The organism is Globicatella sanguinis, assembly GCF_002847845.2.
GTDB classification, from domain to species: Bacteria; Bacillota; Bacilli; order Lactobacillales; family Aerococcaceae; genus Globicatella; species Globicatella sanguinis.
In genome coordinates, this window is sequence record NZ_CP126962.1 from 282699 (window position 1) to 303399 (window position 20701).

Genomic DNA, 20701 nt, shown 5'->3' on the forward strand with positions numbered 1-20701 from the left:
ATAAAAACGACCACCTAGACGACGAAAGTTTAGATAATCGCTTAAATAGGATATAGAGGAGTCCTACCTCCTCTTCCTATCCTTATTATATCCAACATTAAATATTACAACAATAGAAGTATTATTGTTTGCATTATGTTGCAAGCCTTTTTTTAGTTTATTTAAAAGAAAGGATAAAAACAATGATAATAAACTATATAGTTGTATCCACAATTTTTTTGATAAATGTATCCGTTAGCTTATGAATAGTGGGTCTCTTCTTTGCTTCGTATATATACATCTTATCTTCTAATCCTTTAACAAGTGGACGAAGAGTATTCCTATGAATTCCTAATATTTCTGAAATATCATTATCAGTTAGTATCCCATTAAACAAAGTACTTTGTGACATCAAAAACATTATTTCTCTTTCTTTTTCATTAAGTTTACTATCACTTTCAAGTGTTATATAAGTTCTATCTAACATATTTTTACTTTCTTCTAAATTTCTAATGAGCTCTTTTTGCCCATCTAATACTATATCTAGCATCATAAATACAAACATTGTACCTTCCCCACAGTTATTAATTCTACTCGTAATATCAAATGCTTTATAATACTTTTCTTTATGATAGTTTATCATGTGAGAGAAACTTAGTGCTGTTAAAGGATCAAGTTTATCTGATAAATATTTACAAGTTATATATCTACCAGTTCTGCCATTATCATCATAAAATGGGTGAATATATTCAAAGAAGTAATGAGAAAGCATTACCTTAATTAAATATGGAAAGTCATCACTATTCAAAAAGTCTAGAAATTTATTTAAATCTCTTACAATGCTTTCTTCATCTGGATTACCTCTATGTATTACCTTTTCACCTTGCGTTATTTTTATCGAACCTTTTCTAAATAGAAATCCATCCAATTCATTATCATTTGTTATTTCATCAAATACTAAATCATTATAAATTTCTCTGATTTCCTCTAACTTTGTTAAAGGTGTAAATTCTTCTTCAAACAAATATTTATATAGTTTTACAATTCCTGTAAATCTTCTATTATTTTTTTTATCAACATATAACAGAGCTTCTTCAATTTCTTGTCTTGTACTTCTAACCCCCTCGATATCATTAGTGCTTTGGATTTCATTAATCAAAACATTATCTATAAATGACATTTTAGCTATTTCAGGTAATAGATTTAATAAGCGTGTGATTTTATCCGCATTATTATTTATTTTTTCTTGGATCATGATAAGCTCTATGTTAGATACAACAAATAGTTTGAATTTTTTCTTCGTCTCCCTTACTTCAATTTTCTTATTAAAGGGAAAAATTTTTAAATTTGTTAGTAAAGTTCCATAGCCGTTAATTCTTTTTTCATATTCTTGTATAAAGTTATGTTCATTTCTAAATTTTACCTTCTCTAAAGATTCATATGACACAAAATCACCTCAAATAGTATTGTTTTTCAAATAATACTATTTATTTAATACAAAATCAACCGTTTTTGTAGTAATTGCCACTTTAAATAATTATATTCAAACAATTTTGTATAATTTTGTCCTTTATAATTTTTAATCAATTAAAGTCAAGTCCATAATATTGTGTAAAATTAACTAGCACATAATTTTACTAAATACGTCAATTTTTAATAAACCTTAATCAATTCCTTAGTCACTCATAAAAACAATCAAAAAAATAAGCTAGGAACGTTGATATAATAACATTCCTAGCTCATAGTTAGTAACTACCCCACACTACCTTCCATTTCATAACTGATCAATCGGTTTAATTCAACTGCATATTCCATCGGTAATTCTTTGGTAAACGGTTCAACAAATCCCATGACAATCATTTCAGTAGCAGCCGCTTCTGATAAACCGCGACTCATTAAATAGAATAATTGTTCTTCTGATATGCGCGATACTTTGGCTTCGTGTTCTAAAGCCACTTGGCCATTATGAATTTCATTAAATGGAATGGTATCTGATTTTGATTTTTCATCCATAATAATCGTATCACATTCAATATGCGACATGGATCCTTGTGAATTTTTACCAAAATAGACTTGTCCACGATAGTTGACACTACCACCGTCTTTCGCAATCGATTTAGAAACGATTGAGCTCGAGGTATTTGGTGCATTGTGATAGATTTTGGCACCGGCATCTTGAATTTGATTCGCTCCAGCAAAGGCAATGGACATGACGGTACCACGAGAACCTGGACCTTGTAAGTAAACACTTGGATATTTCATGGTCACTTGAGCACCAAGGTTACCGTCAACCCACTCCATTGTCGCGCCTTCATGAGCAACCGAACGTTTGGTTACTAAATTATAAACATTATGAGACCAGTTTTGAATGGTGGTATAACGGCAATAGGCATCCTTTTTGACAATAATTTCCACCACTGCACCATGTAAAGAAGCGGTTGAGTAAGTCGGTGCTGTACAACCTTCAACATAGTGAATGCTGGCACCTTCATCGACAATAATCAAAGTCCGTTCGAATTGTCCAGTTCCTTCATTATTAATTCTAAAGTATGTTTGTAATGGAATATCGCATTTTACGCCTTTTGGAACATAAATAAAAGTTCCACCACTCCAGACGGCTCCATTTAATCCCGCGATAAAATTATCAGTGGGCGGTACCACTGTTCCAAAATGTTCTTTAAAAATTTCTGGGTATTCCTTTAAAGCTGTATCCGTATCAGTAAATAAAATACCTAGTTTATCAAACTCGGCTTTTAAATTATGATAAACAGCTTCTGATTCATATTGCACGGCCGCCCCTGCTAAATAAGCACGTTCAGCTTCAGGTATACCAAGTCGTTCAAAGGTATTTTTGATTTCTTCAGGGACATCATCCCAGCTTCTCGCTGGTTTATTAGTGGCTTTTTGATAATAAGTAATATCATCTAAGTCTAAGCCAGATAAATCCGGTCCCCAATTAACTTTTTTAGCATTATAATAGGCATCTAAAGCTTTTAAGCGATAGTCTAACATCCATTGGGGTTCATTTTTTTCTTTTGAAATGGTGCGTACCACTTCTTCTTTTAAACCTTTTCCAGTTGAGAAAATGATTTCTGCATTGTCTTTAAAACCATAAGCATAGTCATCCACGACTGGCACTTCATGTTCTCTTACTACTTCAGTCATCTAAATCACTCTCTTTCTGTGGGTCGACTGCCCCTGCTGCAGCTTTCCAAGCTAATACCGCACATTTATAACGTGCAGGAAATTGTTTAACTCCTTCAAGGAAATAAGCATCTTTTAAGGCAAGCTCCCATTGTTCATCAATTGTTTCTCCTTTAACCAATTGATTAAAAACGTCAATTAACTTTAAGGCTTTATCAATAGTAAGTCCTTTAATAGCCTCTGTCATCATACTCGCACTGGCCATACTAATCGAACATCCATGTCCGGTATAAGCCACTTCTTCAATCATCTGATCCTTCACTACCATTTGCACCATAATAGCGTCACCGCAGGTTGGATTTAATAATTCCATGTGATGGGTTGCATTGTCTAAAGCATAATGGTGATGAGGATGTTGTGCATGATCTAAAATCACTTCTCGATATAAATGAGATAAATTAGATAGGCCCATTAAAAAACTCCTTTACCTTTTTCGTTACTTCAATAAAATGGTTTACTTCTGCTTCTGTATTATAAACGGCTAAGCTGGCTCTTAAAGTCGCATGAACACCTAAATAGCGCATCAAAGGTTGCGCACAATGATGGCCAGCTCTAACGGCAATCCCTTCCATATCATAACCGGTCGCCGCATCATGCGGGTGAACCCCTTCAATATTAAAGCTTAAAATGCCATTTTGCCCTTGGTGATAGACGGTCACGCCATCGATTTCAGACATCCCCTGTGTTAACCGTTGAGTTAGCTCTTGGACATGAGTTTGTATAGGTTTCATGCCGTTGTCGTTTAGCCAATCAATCGCTGCACCTAATCCAATGACTTCCGCAATGGGTGGTGTTCCTCCTTCAAATTTCCAAGGTGCTTCTTTATAATTACTGGTTTCATCTCCGACATAATGAATCATTTCTCCACCATAAAAGAATGGCTGACATGTTTCATGATGACGACGATTGAGATAGCAAATTCCAATACCCGTTGGTCCATATAATTTATGACCACTAAAACAATAAGCATCGACATCTAAGGCTTCAATATCTAGACTTTGATGAGCGACCGCTTGGGCACCATCCACTACCACGATGATATTATGTTGATGTGCCCACTCAGTCAATTGTCGAATAGGTTGTTCAACGCCTAATACATTGGAAACATGTTGGATTACCAAAGCTTTAACGGATTTTAACGCTTCTGCTTGAGGCAATTGAGCCAAATCAACAGTAAAATCCTCTGTTAAAGGTAACATTTTTAATTGGGCTCCTGTTCTTTGACAAACGGCTTGCCAAGGAACAAAGTTAGAATGATGCTCTAAGGCCGTGGTTAAAATAATATCGCCCGTTGTCATGATTGGTTCCACCAAACTACGTGCTAAAAAATTAAGACTTGCCGTTGTCCCACTTGTATATATGATTTCATTCGTTGCTTTAGCGCCGATAAATTGAGCCACTTTCGTTCGAACCGTTTCATACTGGGTGGTCGCTCTTTCAGCTAAGCTGTGAACACCGCGATGAATATTAGTATTGTCTTCTTGATAATAGCGCATCATTGCCTCCAATACGGCCTGTGGCTTCTGGGTAGTGGCTGCATTATCAAAGTAGATCAACGGCTCATCATTGACCGTTTGATTTAAAATCGGGAATTGTTGACGTAATGGATTAATCATTTAAATCATCTGCCTTAATACTCATTAACTTATGATCAATAACTTCCATTAATTCATCGCGTACTTTTTGTGAAGGCATACTTAAAATAACCGGTCCTAAAAATCCACGTATGACTAAATATTCTGCTGTTTCTTTTGTTAAACCACGACTCATTAAGTAATGCAATTGTTGTTCATCGACTTGTCCAATACTTGCAGCATGGCCTGCGGTCACTTCAAACTCTTCAATTAATAAAATCGGATTGGCATCTCCGCGTGCTTTATCTGATAACATTAAAACGCGACTCTCTTGTTGCGCATCAGCATGTTTGGCGCCATTTTCAATTAAACCAATGCCATTAAAGGTCAAGGTCGAACGGTCTAAGATGACGCCATGTTGGAAAATATTCCCAATCGTATGGTGACCACGATTAACAACTTTTGAATCAATGGCTTGAACTTGCTTATTAGAAGAAATACCGACAATCGCCACTTGTGATTCAGATCCATTACCATCTAAATAAGTATCCAAATCTAAAATAACATTACTATCATTCATTTCTCCAATCGCCCAATCGATATGAGCATCACGTTCAGTCCTTGCATAGCGTTTAATATAGGCATGGGTAGTTTGTGGTAAGGTATCGATAGCCATATATTTTAAACGAGCTCCTGCTTTTACTATCACTTCAACGATAATAGTCGCACTAAAGGTTGCTTCTCCTTCAGCTTGGACACGCTCTAAGTAATCAACTGAACTGTTCTCATCTACAACGATTAAGACGCGTTTATTAAATGCTTGATGATAACGGGCATCGGCCATTAAAATACTTTCGATTGGTAATTCAATTTCAACATTTTTGGGCACATAAATAAACAATCCACCATTCAGATGTGCGGTGTTATAGGCAACCACTTTATCCGTATGATGTTCAATGACGGTACCGAAATATTGTTGGACTAAATCAGGATATTCGACTAGCGCCTCAAATAAATCCATTAGGATGACGCCTTGTTCTTTTAAGTCTATTGGTAAGCTCTCCATAATGGTACTATTACCTGCTTGAACGATTTTGGCTCCTTCTGCTTCGGCCAATTCTAACGCAGCGGCTGTTCCATAAGTTAAGGGGTCCATCATTGCTTCCACATCAACAATTTTGGTGTTAAATAATGGCCAACGATGAAATTTAGCGCGCTCAATTACCGGCAGTGCTAATGTTGCCCATTTTTCACTTGCTTCATCACGCAATTGAGTAAACCATTCTGGTAATTCATAAGCATATGGTAATAATTCATATTGTGAGTGTAATTCATTTAATGACATTAAATTCACTCCTATTCTTTCTCTTCTAACGTTAGACCTAATTCTTCACTAATCCCTTTATAACCCTCTGCTTCTAAGCGTTGTGCTAACTCAGGTCCTCCGGTCATGACAACTTTTCCGTCCATCATAATATGAACGACATCTGGTTCAATATAATTTAATAAACGTTGATAGTGAGTAATGATTAAGGAACCAAATTGCTCACCCCGCATTGCATTAACACCTTTAGAAACAACTTTTAAAGCATCAATATCTAATCCAGAGTCAATCTCATCTAAAATCGCAAATTTTGGCTCAATCATTAAGCATTGTAAAATTTCATTACGTTTCTTTTCTCCACCAGAAAATCCTTCATTCAAATAGCGTCCTGCCATTTCTTCAGGCATATCTAATAAGGCCATCTTTTCGTCTAGTTTTTTAATAAACGTCCGCACGTCCATCTTATCATCTTCAGCTCGGCGTGAGTTGATTGCTGCTCGCATAAATTCTGCATTGGTCACGCCAGGAATTTCACTTGGATATTGAACTGCTAAAAATAGACCGGCACGCGCTCTTTCATCAACTTCCATCTCTAATACATTCTCGCCATCAAGTAAAATTTCACCTTGAGTGACCTCAAACGCAGGATTGCCCATAATTGCGGCTGCTAAGGTTGATTTTCCGGTACCATTGGGTCCCATTACGGCATGAATTTCACCGGTATTCAGTGTTAAATTCACACCTTTTAATATTTCTTTGTCTTCAATTCTGACATGTAAATCTTTAATTTCTAAAACAGACATGTGAACGCCTCCTTAAATTTATAAATATATTGTAACTAAATTTTATTGGTCTTTCAATCTTTTCCCAAATTCAACTAACATTCTAAATTCATAGCACATTTGTGAAATAAATAATAGTAAAGAACATTGATACTTGCACTATCAAATATTGGGAGTGGACCAGAAGTGAAAATTGAATAATTTTCTACTTCTGGTCTACTCCCTATTTTAAATGCTTGCTTCACGATAGGATAATGCAGATAGCTGATGTTGATAGTCAGCTAAAAATTGAAGTACCCACTGAGGATTGGTTTTAGCATACTCTCTAAGACTCCAACCAATCGCTTTATTAATAAAGAATTCATCGCTACCTAAATTATTTAAAATGATGGCGGTTAACAATTCCGTATTTGTTTTATCTTTACGTCCAATTTGATGATCTATGGCTAAGCGTCTAAGCCAAATATCCTCATTCTTTGACCATTCAAGCATTAAATGATCGACCCGATTATCTGTTTACCCAATATTACCGATTAAACGATCTAATCGGTCAATAGTATCCCACCATTGATGGTGCTTAGCCAAGTGATATAAGTTAGAAATATCATCATATGTTAACCATTTGGTCATCGCTTGTAAATAATCCAATGCGACATAATGCAGCTCACGAAATTGACTATCATAACAATCGTTCACAAATTGCCAATCGATTGTTTGAGTTGCTTTTTCATTTTGAATAAATTCTTTAATAAGCGCTTTTCTTACAGGTATCTTGACGCCCAAAAATTCAAATTGATTGCGCATATATTGTTTCATTTCCACCGCTTTCTGTGGGTTTGCATTGGGTTTTAACTTCGTCAAAATAATTTCAAATTTTGAGGACACGTTGGCACCTTCCTATTCTTCATCTTAAAAAAGACTACCAATAACAAAAGATTTGCTGTTGGTAGTCTATACTATCAGGATTAACGATTATTTAAAATATCATCCATTAAGTTTTCATTGAATACACCTTTTCTTAACATCGCAATTTCTTGCTTGTAAGGGGCTACTTTTACCTTCTCATTATCGGGTTTTGGCACCCATGGTGTTTCTAAGATTTTGGGTAAATGCATCAATTGTGGATGGTGAACCAATTGATTAATAGTTTCAAATCCAATTGAACCTAAACCAATATTTTGATGACGGTCTTTATTACTATGGAATGGATTTTTGGAATCATTAATATGAATGACTTTTAAGCGATCTAAACCGATGATTTTATCAAATTGGTTTAACACACCATCTAAATCATTGACAATATCATAACCCGCATCATAAACATGACAGGTATCGAAGGTAACCGATAATTTATCATTATGGGTAACACCATCAATCATTTGTGCAATTTCTTCAAAAGTACGTCCTAATTCCGTACCTTTTCCGGCCATTGTTTCTAAAGCGATTTGCACGTTTTGATCCGGGCGAATCACTTCATTTAGACCTTTGATAATTTGGGCAATCCCCACCGCTTCACCTGCTCCAACATGACTTCCAGGATGCAAAGTAACCTGATTGGCACCTACCGCTTCCACACGATTAATTTCTTCTCTTAAAAATTCAACTGCGAAATCAAAATATCCTTCTTTAGTGGTATTGGCTAGGTTTACGATATAAGGAGCATGGACGGTAAAGAAATCAATACCATTAGCTGCCATAAATTGACGAGCTTCTTCAATTTTAAAAGTCGAAATATCTTTACGACGTGTGTTTTGTGGTGCGCCCGTATAAATCATAAAGACATTGGCACCGTAAGAAGCAGCTTCTTTGGCTGAACCTAGAAGCATATCCTTACCTGACATTGAAACATGAGATCCAATAAACATTAATTTACTCTCCTATTCTTGAATGCGTAAATGTAATTCTCTAACTTGATCATTTGCAACATAACTTGGGGCATTTGACAATAAGTCGACTCCACGCCCTGTTTTAGGGAAGGCAATCACTTCACGAATATTTGGTTCTTTAGCTAAAATCATGACTAAGCGATCTAAACCTAATGCTAAGCCACCATGTGGTGGGAAGCCATAATCAAAAGCATTCATTAAGAAACCAAATTGTTCTTGTGCTTGTTCCGGTGTAAAACCTAATAATTCAAACATTTGATTTTGCATTTCACGCGTGAAGATACGGATTGAGCCGCCACCAATTTCATAACCATTTAATACAATATCATATGCTTGTGCTAATGCATTAGCTGGGTCTTCTTTCATTGCCGTTAAGTCCATATTTTGAGGGGCGGTAAACGGATGGTGCATTGCCACATAACGTTTGGCTTCTTCATCATATTCGAATAATGGCCAATCAGTAATCCAAACAAAAGCTAATTCATCTTGATCGAATAATTCATGCTTTTTGGCTAAACGAACACGTAATTCACCTAAAGAAGCTGCTACGATATCTTTTTGATCGGCTACGAAGAACAAGATGTCACCTGGTTCAGCATTCGTTGGCTCAGTGATGGCTTTATAACTTGTCTCATCAGCAAAGAATTTAGCAATCGGACCATTGAAACCTTCATCGGTAATTTTTAACCATGCTAACCCTTTCGCACCATAAGGCTTCACGATATTAATCAGTTCATCGGCTGTTTTACGCGTATAAGCATCCGCTAACCCTTTTAAGTTAATGGCTTTTACTTGTCCGCCGTTTTCAATCGTAGATTTAAAGACACCAAACTCAGATTGAGCAGCAAATTCTGATAAATCAACTAGTTTCATTTCAAAACGAATATCCGGTTTATCTACCCCATATTCATTCATTGCCTTTTCATAAGTCATTGTTGGAAAAGCTTCTGTCATTTCAACGCCACGAGCTGCTTTTACGACTCGTTTTAACATTCCTTCAACGATTGCTTGAATTTCTTGTTGTGATAAGAAGCTTGTTTCTAAGTCGACTTGAGTAAATTCGGGTTGACGATCACCACGTAAATCTTCGTCACGGAAACAACGAACAATTTGATAATAACGGTCAATACCAGCACCCATTAATAATTGTTTAAAGATTTGTGGTGATTGAGGCAAAGCATAGAACTTACCCGCTTCACGACGCGTTGGCACTAAATAGTCACGTGCACCTTCTGGGGTTGATTTGGTTAAATAAGGTGTTTCGACATCGATAAAATCAAGACTATCTAAGTATTCACGAATGGCTTTTGTGACATTGTGACGTAAACGTAAATTGTTGAACATATTAGGACGACGTAAATCTAAATAACGATTACGTAAACGTACTTCCTCTTCAACATCTAAGCGTTCTTCAATATAAATGGGCGGTGTTTTGGCTTTGGCTAATACATTTAATTCATGAGCCATTAATTCATATTGTCCGGTCGGAATATTCGGGTTAATTTGATCAGCGACACGTTTATTTAACACTCCTGATACTTCTACGACATATTCGCTTCGTAAATGATCCGCTAAATCCATTTGTTCAACCGATAAATTTTCGGCATTAAATACAACTTGACAAAATCCTTCACGGTCACGTAAATCGATAAAGATAACGCCACCTAAGTCACGACGTCTTTGTACCCAACCTTTAAGCGTAATTGTTTTACCAACTAATTCTTCACTTACTAAACCTGCATATACTGTTCTTTGTTCCATGTTTATTCTCCTCTAAAGTACTTATCGATGGCTGAAGTATCGGTTGTCAACTCACGATAAATGTTCTCGAAATCTGCTAATAAATCATCAATAGCCACTTCTTTTTGTTTATCTAATGCTTTATTTTTGATGGTAACCTTACCAGTCTCTAATTCATTTTCACCTAACGTTAAGGTTAACTTAGCATTTAATTTATCTGCTGTTTTAAATTGGGATTTTAAGCTACGACCTAAATAATCACGTTCAGCTAAATAACCTGCTTGTCGAGCTGCTTGAACGATTTGTAAAGCTTTAATATTAACCGCATCTCCCATTGTTAATACAAACAAATCTAATGGTTCTTCTTCTGGTAATTCAATCTTTTGTTGTTCTAATAATAATAATAAGCGTTCCATCCCTAATCCAAAACCAAAGCCAGGTGCTTGGGGACCGCCTAATTGTTCCACTAATCCATCATAACGTCCCCCACCGATGACGGTCGATTGAGCGCCAATCGCATCATCATTGACAATGATTTCAAAAATCGTATCTTGATAATAATCTAAACCTCGTACAATCAAAGGATTGACGGTATAAGGAATGTCTAAAGCTTTTAACATCGCTTGAACTTGTTCAAAATGTTGACGGCTTTCTTCACTTAAGAAATCTAAAATTGTAGGTGCTTGTGCTACTAAGGCTTTATCTTTGGCATCTTTACTATCTAAAATACGTAAAGGATTATCCGCTAAACGGCGTTTAGAATCTTCACTTAATTGATCCTTTAAAGGAGTAAAATACTCGATTAAGGCTTCACGATATTTTTGACGATCCGCTGGTTTACCTAATGAATTAATGTTTAATTCCACATTTTCAACTTCTAATTCAGTTAAAATATCCCAAGCTAAACCGATCACTTCAGCATCAGTGGCAGGATTAGTACTTCCGAATACCTCAACCCCAATTTGATGGAATTGACGTTGACGCCCTGCTTGTGGACGCTCATAACGGAACATTGGTCCGATATAATAAACTTTTAAAGGTTGTGGATGTTCAGGACCAAATAACTTGTGTTCAACGTAAGCACGCACAATCGCGGCTGTCCCTTCAGGTCTTAACGCTAGATCACGATCACCTTTATCTTTAAAGTCATACATTTCTTTCGAAACAATATCACTCGTGTCACCGACTGAACGAGCAAATAATTCTTTCGCTTCAAAAATCGGTGTTCTTATCTCTTTAAATTGATAAGTGTCAAAAATCGCTCTAACAGTATCTTCTAAATATTGCCATTTATAACTATCTTTAGGCAGAATATCTTCTGTCCCTTTCATCTTTTTAATCATTTTCGTTCCTCCTCAATGGAATGGTTTTAGTATTATCAAATAATCAATTTTGTACTTCGAGTGCGATGATTCTAACATTTTATGGATGGGTATTATAGAGTGGTTAGTCTAGGTTTATCCTCGTTTAAATGTGAGATTATTAAATAGTTTGGCTAACGGGTCTCCTCGATTTAATCTAGTCTTTCAATGTTAGTAAAAACGCAAATGATTGTAAACTAACATCAAATGTTTAGTTTCGTAGTAAGGATTGCAATACCGGTCTAATAAAGTAAAAAAATCCTAAAGCAAAAACAATTGCTTTAGGACGTTCAATACGTGGTACCACCTAATTTTGTAATAGTCATACTATCACCTCGAAGCCATATCGCGGCTAACGGAATAACTTTTCATTATTCTTCTCGATAGTGTCTTCGCTCTTGCCTATGTGCATTCTTTCAGCCACGGAATGTACTCTCTGGAGTTCAGCTTGCTACTTGTCTATGTTATCGAATATACTATTCATCTTTGTATAAGATTACCGTTAGTTAAAGAATTTGTCAAGTTTATTTTGATAAAAACAATTGATTGATTAAATGTTTTTAATGTACTTTTAACCTATCGTCCAATTTGTAATCGTTATAATGACACGATTATCACAAAATGATTACTATTCGATAACATTATTGAAAAGTTTGAATTTTCTATGAAAAATGTCTTATAATAATAAAAAGTACAATTGTTTTATATTGGAGGAATTATGAAAGATAATCTAATAAAATTCATGCGATTACTCTTATCGCGTCAATACTTCCCTCCTTTCATGACCGTATTAATGCTATTAATTGGTTCTTTAGCTGTCTTCAGTTTAATTACAGATGAACAGGTCACAATTGAAAAAGATCAAGTTGTAGCACGGATAGAACCAGCAACAAATTCGGAAAGTATCGCAACCTTAGAAAAAGGTAAAAGCTATGATATTTTATCTAAAGCGAATGGTTGGTACAAACTGAGACTGAATGCTCGTAGCGATGGTTGGGTGCCTGAATGGTTTATTGAAAGTGAAACATTAACTAGTGATCATGCCATTGCGGCCCATATATTAGTTGACACACCGGTTTATACCGAAATGAACGAAAAATCAGCTGTGATGACTACGATTCAACCTGAAAATTACCTGATTGTTCGCTTCGAGAAAAAAGGTTGGCTACAAGTTGAAGTCGATGGTCGATATGGATACATTAAGACGCGGGCAGTCAATTTAATCAATTTAAGTGATGTGCCTTCGATTGATCCTGATAAACTGGATGAAGTCTATGACCCAGTAGCCATTCAAAAAGCAAAAGAAGCAGCTGAAAAAATAGTGGTTGTAAGATATTCTGGTGAACCATTATTTGATGCTCCTTCATTGAATGCCAATCGTATTTATGATATTGCTTATGGTCAAAAATTCAAATACATTGATGAAGTCGTTTCGGCAGATGGTAATGAAACAGAATTTATTTTAGTTGAAGATAGTGATGGTCTACAAGGTTATGTAGAAAGTCGAATTGCGGGAATGGAAGCTGATTCGATTGGCCATGTGGCTGAGAAAACTGCTCAATCATTACAAGATGCGGTCATTATGATTGACCCGGGTCATGGTGGTGAAGATTCCGGTGCAACAACTGAAGATGAATCCGTCTTTGAGAAAAACATTACCTTATCTACTTCGCTCTTATTAAAACAAAAATTAGAAGCGGTTGGAGCAAAAGTCCTTATGACTCGTGAAACCGATGAATTCATCGATTTGATACCGCGTAGTGATTTAAGTAATGAGCAACAAGTCGATGCCTTTATCAGCATTCATTTTGATAAAGGTCAAGTTGGCTGGTCTGGTTCCACTACCTATTACTTCCATGAGAATGATTATGAATTAGCCAAAAGTATCAATGATGCGATTTCGACACTCGCCTTACCGAATAACGGAACCTTATTTGGCAATTACTCTGTATTAAGAGAAAATACGCGTCCGGCTGTATTATTGGAATTAGGTTATATGTCCAATGCGACCGATATACAATATATTACTTCAGCTGATTATCAAGATGCAGTAACGAATGTCATTGTAGCTGCTTTAGAAGAATATTTTAGTAAATAAAAATTTAAGACCTTGAACTTCATCTTTGGACTTCAAGGTCTTTTTGTTTATTTAAACACTATCGCGAATATTCAAATTATTATGTTAATGAGCCCCCTATTTATCGTTGTAACTATAAAATATCTCACATTAAAACGGGACTGGACAAGAGGTTGATAATTTGCTTCGTCTTCCCCCCGAAAAAAGTTGGAATAGGTCTTAAAGATGAAATTTGATGCTAAACAACCATTGCACTTTCAATTAACGAACTAAAATTTGACTGAATTTATATAATAGTTGTTCCCCACAGTAAGACGAAGTTTTAAATCTAGTCTCCCATTGAGCTATAAAAAAAGAGGGAACCAAACAGTATTTCAAACTTTTGGTTCATCCTCAATCATAAATATAAAATTAGTCACCTAAAATTTCTGTTTCTTTTTCTGCAGAAACTTTTTCTAACTCTTTAGTTGCTTCATCAATGATTACTTGAATATCTTTTTCATAATCTTTCACATCATCTTCAGTCAATTCATTATTTTTTTGCATTTTTTTCGTTTGATCAATTGCATCACGACGAATATTACGTAAAACAATTTTAGCATTTTCTTGCTCTTTACCAACTTGTTTAACTAATTCTTGACGTCGCTCCTGAGTTAAAGCAGGAATGACTAAACGAATCACGCTACCATCATTTGAAGGGGTAATCCCCACATCAGACTGTAAAATCGCTTTTTCAATCTCAGTTAAAGATGATTTATCATAAGGTGAGATTAATAACATTCTCGCTTCTGGAACGGTAATACTTGCTAGTTGATTTAATGGTGTTGGAACGCCATAATATAATACATTCACATGATTTAAAATACTAGCGTTTGCACGTCCTGCACGAATTGTTGCTAATTCATTACGGTAAGCATCAATTGCTTTATTCATTCGTTGTTTTGTTTCCTTTAAAATGTCGGCTGCCATAAAGACTCCTCCTATATTGACTCTTTTTTATTATTATAGCATACTCTTTCATGAATTCCTATTCTAAGCAGAGTCTTAATGAAATATTTTATGAAAATAAGGAGCAAGGCAAATTTCAAGTTTAAATTAGCCAGCGTACATCATCTCAAATGGTGATTTGTAGTTGAACATTCTTTTCGGATAATGATTAATCCAGTTTTCAATTTTCTTTACTTCTAATTCCGTTACATCTGTTGTTCCTTTAGGTAAAAACCGCCTTATTAGTCGATTGTGGTTTTCGTTTGTTCCCCGTTCATATGAACAATAGGGATGGGCATAATAAATATGCTCATAAGGAAAGACTTCATGCAGTCTAAAAAATTCAACACCATTATCCGCAGTAATTGATTTAATCGCATATTCATTGAGTATATCTAATAAAGCATTATTGACGGATGCCGCCTGTTTATTCGGAATCAGTCGAATAATTTGATGGCGTGTCCGACGATCGGTTAATACGAGTAAACATTTATTGGTCTTGCGCGTTAGAATCACGGTGTCAATTTCATAATGACCGTACTCACCACGCTGATTAATGACTTCCGGACGCATTTCTATGGATTGACCTTTCACTCTAAATTGCGAGCTAGTATTCTTACGTTTTTTCTTTGATTTACGTGGATAAAGTAAGTCATTCGATGTTAAACCTAAATGTCCGTTATGAATCCAATAGTAAATCGTTGAAACAGGAACGTTGACAAGATTAGAATGAACGATCATTTCTGGTGAATATTTCATTTCGGTCAGAAAATGAACGAGTGTTTCTTTGGTTTCCTTATCAAGTGACACTTTGCGGCCACACTTGTCACGCTGTTTTAAATACTGAGAATGAGCATACTCAGCAGAATAAATCTTTTTGAAGCGACCTTTTCTAACTTGTTGAAGAACGAGCCCTCTTTTTATTTCATTATGAATCGTTTGAGGGGCTTTATCTAGAAGACGCGCAATTTCACGATTAGACTTACCACTATGGTGCCAACGCTCAATATTATGACGATCGTCCAAGGTTAAATGTTTATTTCGGGTCTTGCTTTCTGCTGAAAATGAATTATAATGATGATACATCTTAAAACGTCCTTTATTCTGGTTTTGTCACTACAATAATAACGTTTTGAGATGTTTTTTTCTATACTTTTTCTATACCGTAGCACTTGACTGAATCATCGAATCGGGTGCGGGGTCACTCCCCGACCTTTTTGCACTTCGCTTAAATTTTCGGTCGAGTCATTTAGCTTACCCGATTCTCCCATTAAGTAAAGTGCTACTGTTGTATTGAAAGCCATAAAATAGTTCCCCTCCCAACCGCAACTAGCAGCTTTATTTTCAATCATAAAAATGGGGAGGATACACAATTTAAGTGGCTAATTTAATTTTAGAACTTTCAAAAATAAGGAGCAAATACTCGACTTACTCAAGTATCTACGCCTTTAATCACTTATCTTAACGTAATATTTCAACCACGTTTTTTCTAGCGGCAGCTCTAGCCGGGAAAACACTAAAACTAATGCCAATTAAAACAGAAATTGAGACGCTAATTAAAGCTGTCGGCACATCGATTAAGGCTTTAAACGGCAAGAAATTGCCTGCTATAATCGCAATACCAACACCAAACAGATATCCAATAAGACCGCCTAAAGTCGTGATGGATATACCTTCCAATAAAAACTGCCATTGAATACTATTTTGGGTAGCTCCCAAGGAACGACGTATCCCAATTTCTTTGGTTCGTTCAGAAACAGAAATATACATCATATTCATTACGCCTACTCCGGCGATAAATAAAGAAATTCCCGCCACCGCTCCAATAAAGTAGGTTACCATTGACACTTGTTGACCAATCGATTCCATCATTTCAGACATATCGAAATATTCATAAGTACCGTTTTCTTTCTCAGATCCATTTTCTTTTAAATATTCCGCGATTTTCCGACTAATGCCACTGACATTGGAGTCTGGTTTATAAAATGCCTTAATACTAAAGTCCACATTTGCATTGGGATTTAGTAATTTATTGGTTCCTCTAGGAATAATAACTTGAGGTGCATCAGAACCTCCAAAACCATAATTTTGGATGTCTTCAATTTCTTTTGCCGTTAACTCTGTTGCATAGACTCCGACAATTATATAACTGGTCCCATCAATCTTAATGGATTGATGAATGGCTTTTTCTGGATTTTCAAAGATATCGGCTGCTACGATGTCATCAATAATGACATTACGTTTAGCTCCTTTAGAATCATAGTCATATAAATTTCGCCCATATAATATTTGCTGATTCGTTACATCGAGATATTTTGTGCCATAGGTCTTGGATTCTTTATTGGCAAAATCCACAGTAGCATAATTAACAGAATCCTCATCATCAGAAGATGGGACGACTTCATCAACACCTGGAATTTGACGGATGCCGTCCAAAGTATTTGTATCAAATGGATCTAATTTTGACCAGTCTGCATCCATATTGGATACATTAAAATGGAACATTTGACTGGGACGGCCCTTGGAATCTTGTGCTAATTCATCCAAAGTTTTCTTTCGAAAACCATTCCCAAGACTTAATATTGTAATAACCGCTGCAATGCCGATGATAATACCAATCATCGTTAAAAACGTTCGTCGACCATTCATTTTTAAGGTTGATAACGACGATTTAAAAATTTCACTCATCCTCATTATTTAACACCTCATCAAAAACTAATGGTTTTTCACTTAATTCATAAGTGGCTTCACTCACTTCATTCGAATGAATTTGCCCATCGACAATACGCACTTTCCGAGTCGCATAAGCTTGTAAGTTAGGATCGTGCGTTACTAATACTACTGTTACCCCTTGTTCACGATGTAAACGGGCTAAGATATCCATAATCACTTTGGATGTTTTAGTATCCAATGCGCCCGTCGGTTCATCGGCAATAATAAATCGTGGCTGATTAATTAAGGCCCTTGCGATGGCAATCCGTTGCTTTTGGCCCCCGGATAATTCATGTGGACGGCTATTAAACTTACTACCTAAACCGACACTCTCTAGAGCTTGTTGAACTCTTTCTTTAGTTTTTCTAGCCGGCATACCTTTATACAACAGTGGTAAACGTATATTTTCATTGACCGTCATAGTCGGAATTAAATTAAAATCTTGAAAGACAAAACCAACCATTTCATTACGTAAAACAGAAATTTGTTTATCGGTTCTTGCTTCTACTGGTTTACCATCAAAATTATAATGGCCTTCAAACTTATTATCTAAAAATCCTAAAACATTAATTAAAGTGGATTTTCCAGAGCCTGATGGTCCCATAATGGTCACAAACTCATTGCGATAAATTGATAAATCAATATCGCGTAAAACATGTAATTGATGCTCCCCCACTTGATAATATTTGTTGATCCTTTTCATTTCAATGAGCGGTTGCTGTTGCATTTCGCTAGTCATACTACTGCACATCCCCATCCATTGGCTCTTCTGCTGGAGGCATCGCCATCGGGTCAACCACCGACACTGCTTGACCATCGGTTAAGTCATAAGGATACATGATCAATTGATCCCCCTCATTCAACCCTTTTAAGACCACTTTTTGTAAACCTTGAGTCATCAATTCAATTTTTGTTTTGGCTGCTTTACCATCTAAATATAAAAAGACGTAATGTTCATCCCCTTCTTCAACAATCGCATCAGAAGGTATCGCAAAACCTGGTAATGTGATATTCACTTTAGCAGAAAAACCAGCTTGTAAAGGTTCATCGGGTTGTACAACAAAACTAAATTGACTCGCATTGCTGCCGCCGCTTGGGTTAGAAGCAGCTAGACCTTCAGCTGAATCAGTTTGGCCATTGGTTCCGCTATAAGAAGGAATTTTATCATAATCCACAATCTTCCCCGTTACCGTCCGGTCCTCTGCAGGTATATAAATATTGACGGCACGATCTTCTGCTAAAGCATAAAAATCGTATTCCGTTACACTTCCGACAACGGAGCTTTCTTCAGACACAATGCGCACTACAGGTACATTAGGATTATCTTTGGCATCTGGGTTAACCATCGCAATCCCATCGGTCTTAGCGATAACTTTATTATTTTGTAGTTCTTGTTGACGAATTAATTTAATTTCTAATTCTTCAACTTGCTCATTAACTTGACGGATTTGTTCTTTAATACCTTCACTAGGATCTGCTGCCGAATCCATTGCTGACATTTCCAGACTACCGGTATCAAATGCTCCTTCAGGACTATCTTGAGAGAGCGTATTATCGGTATTCGTATTAGCCGGAGTGTTGATTGAAGGCGAAGTTGTTTTACCAATTTCTTTAACAATATAATAAACTTGTTTACCATCATTTCCCCAATAATACGCGATTTGATCCCCTTGATAATTATATTCTCCGCCTGTATAATCACTTAATTGTTTGATTAATGCTTGGCGGGTATTATATAATTTCGTTTGCTCACGGTATAAATCCTCAAGAGCATATTGATTTTCTTTTGAGGTTTGCTTGTAATTATATAAAGTGGTGCCTTTAGTTACTTTTTGCCCATCTTTAACTAAAATGGCTTCAATTTCACCTAAATCCGCTTGATAAAAATACGCGGTATCAGTCTTTAATTTTACACTCGCATCCACAGTAACGGGATCTTGTCTGAATAAATTATATAATGTATAGGCGATTTCGCCTTCAACCGGCATGCCATCTGGCCCCAGATCCATGTTTTCGCTCCCCATCATCTCATCTTTTTGTGTTGGGAAAAAAGTGTTTTTCGCAAAAAAGAAGATGCCGGTTAAAGCAATGAGACCGCCAATAATTCCTAAAATTAATTTACGCTTAATATTCATATGCCACATCCTACCATTAATCTTGTGCTTTATATTATCGTTATCATAACATTTTAGGTCTAAAAAATAAATGTTAAAATAAAAAAACACAGAAAAGAACTTCTAACTTATTATTTAATATCATCTATTAAGCAATAAATCAAATGTTTTTTCTATGTTTATAAAAAATTTAACAATTATAATCTTCTGAGTATGGCATTCCAAACATACCAACAAAAGTAATAAACTGCTTTTGGTAAAGGTAATTGTTCTAAATTATAATAAGTATTCCATGTTCTTCTTAAAGCGCCCCAACGGTCACTCGAGATCGAACCGGCAACTTGACGATACTCATTTAAAACTCGATCTAAGCCAAAGGCTTTTACATTGCGTTCACGCATTAACATTAGCCAAGTAGCGGTATCTTGACCTTTACGCACCAAAGGCATCCGAAAATCGCCAACTATAGCACGATCTATCACAACAGTTGAACAAGCAATGGCAGTGTTTTTTAGTAATTGATGATAGGTTAAACTCTCAGGTATCGGCGTTGCTTCTTTAAGTGTCTGTCCTGCTTCATCTACTAGTGAAAAACTGGTATAAGTAAACGCATATTGATAGTCCTGCATAAATTTAATTTGTTCACTTAATTTTGAGGGTGCCCAACAATCATCACTATCGATAAAGGCGATATACTGACCTTTAGCAGCGCTTATGCCCGTGTTACGTGCTACAGCTGCGCCACTATTTTGTTCTAATTGTATAAATTTAATGCGCATATCTTGCTTAGCGTATGATTCAATGATTGCGACAGAATGGTCTTGACTTTGATCATCAACCAAAATGTATTCAAAATCATCATAAGTTTGATTCAGCACACTTTCAATTGTTTGTCTAATGAATTTTTCGGCATTATATACCGGAGTCACAATTGAAACTAATCCTTTGTCCATAAAGTCAC

Annotated in this window: 17 protein-coding genes and 1 pseudogene; 1 reads left to right on the forward strand and 17 read right to left on the reverse strand. The window is 35.9% G+C overall.

What is annotated here, in order from left to right:
* Window positions 1–193: 193 nt before the first annotated feature.
* The 10 genes and pseudogenes from CYJ72_RS01150 to hisS all read right to left on the reverse strand — a co-directional run bounded on the left by CYJ72_RS01150 (window position 194) and on the right by hisS (window position 11832).
* Complete coding sequence (locus tag CYJ72_RS01150; RefSeq protein WP_284630194.1) at window positions 194–1426, reverse strand: Fic family protein; 1233 nt, start codon at window positions 1424–1426, stop codon at window positions 194–196.
* A 305-nt stretch (window positions 1427–1731) separates the two neighbouring features.
* Entirely contained in the window at window positions 1732–3144 is a 1413-nt protein-coding gene (gene sufB / locus CYJ72_RS01155; protein ID WP_284630195.1) for a Fe-S cluster assembly protein SufB, read from the reverse strand.
* Entirely contained in the window at window positions 3137–3595 is a 459-nt protein-coding gene (gene sufU, locus CYJ72_RS01160) for a Fe-S cluster assembly sulfur transfer protein SufU (RefSeq protein WP_284630196.1), read from the reverse strand. Before sufU ends, sufB begins: the two co-directional genes overlap by 8 nt.
* On the reverse strand, window positions 3582–4799 hold the full coding sequence (locus CYJ72_RS01165; RefSeq protein ID WP_284630197.1) for an aminotransferase class V-fold PLP-dependent enzyme: 1218 nt from the start codon (window positions 4797–4799) through the stop codon (window positions 3582–3584). The genes sufU and CYJ72_RS01165 overlap by 14 nt, the downstream gene beginning before the upstream one ends.
* Entirely contained in the window at window positions 4792–6102 is a 1311-nt protein-coding gene (gene sufD / locus CYJ72_RS01170; protein ID WP_066126085.1) for a Fe-S cluster assembly protein SufD, read from the reverse strand. Before sufD ends, CYJ72_RS01165 begins: the two co-directional genes overlap by 8 nt.
* Before the next feature lie 11 nt (window positions 6103–6113).
* A complete protein-coding gene (gene sufC, locus CYJ72_RS01175) occupies window positions 6114–6884 on the reverse strand; it encodes a Fe-S cluster assembly ATPase SufC (protein ID WP_066126087.1) in 771 nt (256 codons plus the stop codon).
* Window positions 6885–7091: 207 nt separating this feature from the next.
* Window positions 7092–7748, reverse strand: a pseudogene (locus tag CYJ72_RS01180) (DNA alkylation repair protein).
* Between the two features lie 80 nt (window positions 7749–7828).
* Window positions 7829–8728 carry a deoxyribonuclease IV gene (locus CYJ72_RS01185; RefSeq protein WP_284630198.1) on the reverse strand — a complete coding sequence of 300 codons (900 nt, stop codon included), beginning with the start codon at window positions 8726–8728 and terminating at the stop codon, window positions 7829–7831.
* Between the two features lie 12 nt (window positions 8729–8740).
* On the reverse strand, window positions 8741–10510 hold the full coding sequence (gene aspS / locus CYJ72_RS01190; RefSeq protein WP_284630199.1) for an aspartate--tRNA ligase: 1770 nt from the start codon (window positions 10508–10510) through the stop codon (window positions 8741–8743).
* Between the two features lie 2 nt (window positions 10511–10512).
* Window positions 10513–11832 (reverse strand): histidine--tRNA ligase, encoded by a 1320-nt coding sequence (gene hisS / locus CYJ72_RS01195; RefSeq protein ID WP_284630200.1) that lies wholly within the window; start codon window positions 11830–11832, stop codon window positions 10513–10515.
* Between the two features lie 736 nt (window positions 11833–12568).
* On the opposite strand from hisS, the gene CYJ72_RS01200 reads away from it, so the two are divergent.
* Window positions 12569–13948, forward strand: a complete 1380-nt coding sequence (locus CYJ72_RS01200) for an N-acetylmuramoyl-L-alanine amidase (protein WP_284630201.1) — start codon at window positions 12569–12571, stop codon at window positions 13946–13948.
* A 390-nt stretch (window positions 13949–14338) separates the two neighbouring features.
* On the opposite strand, the gene frr is transcribed toward CYJ72_RS01200, so the two are convergent.
* The 7 genes from frr to CYJ72_RS01235 all read right to left on the reverse strand — a co-directional run bounded on the left by frr (window position 14339) and on the right by CYJ72_RS01235 (window position 20693).
* On the reverse strand, window positions 14339–14896 hold the full coding sequence (frr, locus tag CYJ72_RS01205; protein WP_066127042.1) for a ribosome recycling factor: 558 nt from the start codon (window positions 14894–14896) through the stop codon (window positions 14339–14341).
* A 126-nt stretch (window positions 14897–15022) separates the two neighbouring features.
* Complete coding sequence (locus CYJ72_RS01210) at window positions 15023–16000, reverse strand: IS30 family transposase (protein WP_101813433.1); 978 nt, start codon at window positions 15998–16000, stop codon at window positions 15023–15025.
* A 95-nt stretch (window positions 16001–16095) separates the two neighbouring features.
* Window positions 16096–16218, reverse strand: a complete 123-nt coding sequence (locus tag CYJ72_RS01215; RefSeq protein WP_284630202.1) for a hypothetical protein — start codon at window positions 16216–16218, stop codon at window positions 16096–16098.
* A 157-nt stretch (window positions 16219–16375) separates the two neighbouring features.
* The gene (locus CYJ72_RS01220) at window positions 16376–17602 is read right to left on the reverse strand and encodes an ABC transporter permease (RefSeq protein ID WP_284630203.1); all 1227 of its coding nucleotides are present in this window, start codon (window positions 17600–17602) and stop codon (window positions 16376–16378) included.
* Complete coding sequence (locus tag CYJ72_RS01225; protein WP_257876957.1) at window positions 17595–18365, reverse strand: ABC transporter ATP-binding protein; 771 nt, start codon at window positions 18363–18365, stop codon at window positions 17595–17597. The genes CYJ72_RS01220 and CYJ72_RS01225 overlap by 8 nt, the downstream gene beginning before the upstream one ends.
* 1 nt (window position 18366) lies before the next feature.
* On the reverse strand, window positions 18367–19761 hold the full coding sequence (locus tag CYJ72_RS01230) for an efflux RND transporter periplasmic adaptor subunit (protein ID WP_101813619.1): 1395 nt from the start codon (window positions 19759–19761) through the stop codon (window positions 18367–18369).
* 176 nt (window positions 19762–19937) lie between these two features.
* The gene (locus CYJ72_RS01235) at window positions 19938–20693 is read right to left on the reverse strand and encodes a glycosyltransferase family 2 protein (RefSeq protein ID WP_284630204.1); all 756 of its coding nucleotides are present in this window, start codon (window positions 20691–20693) and stop codon (window positions 19938–19940) included.
* Between the last annotated feature and the right edge of the window lie 8 nt (window positions 20694–20701).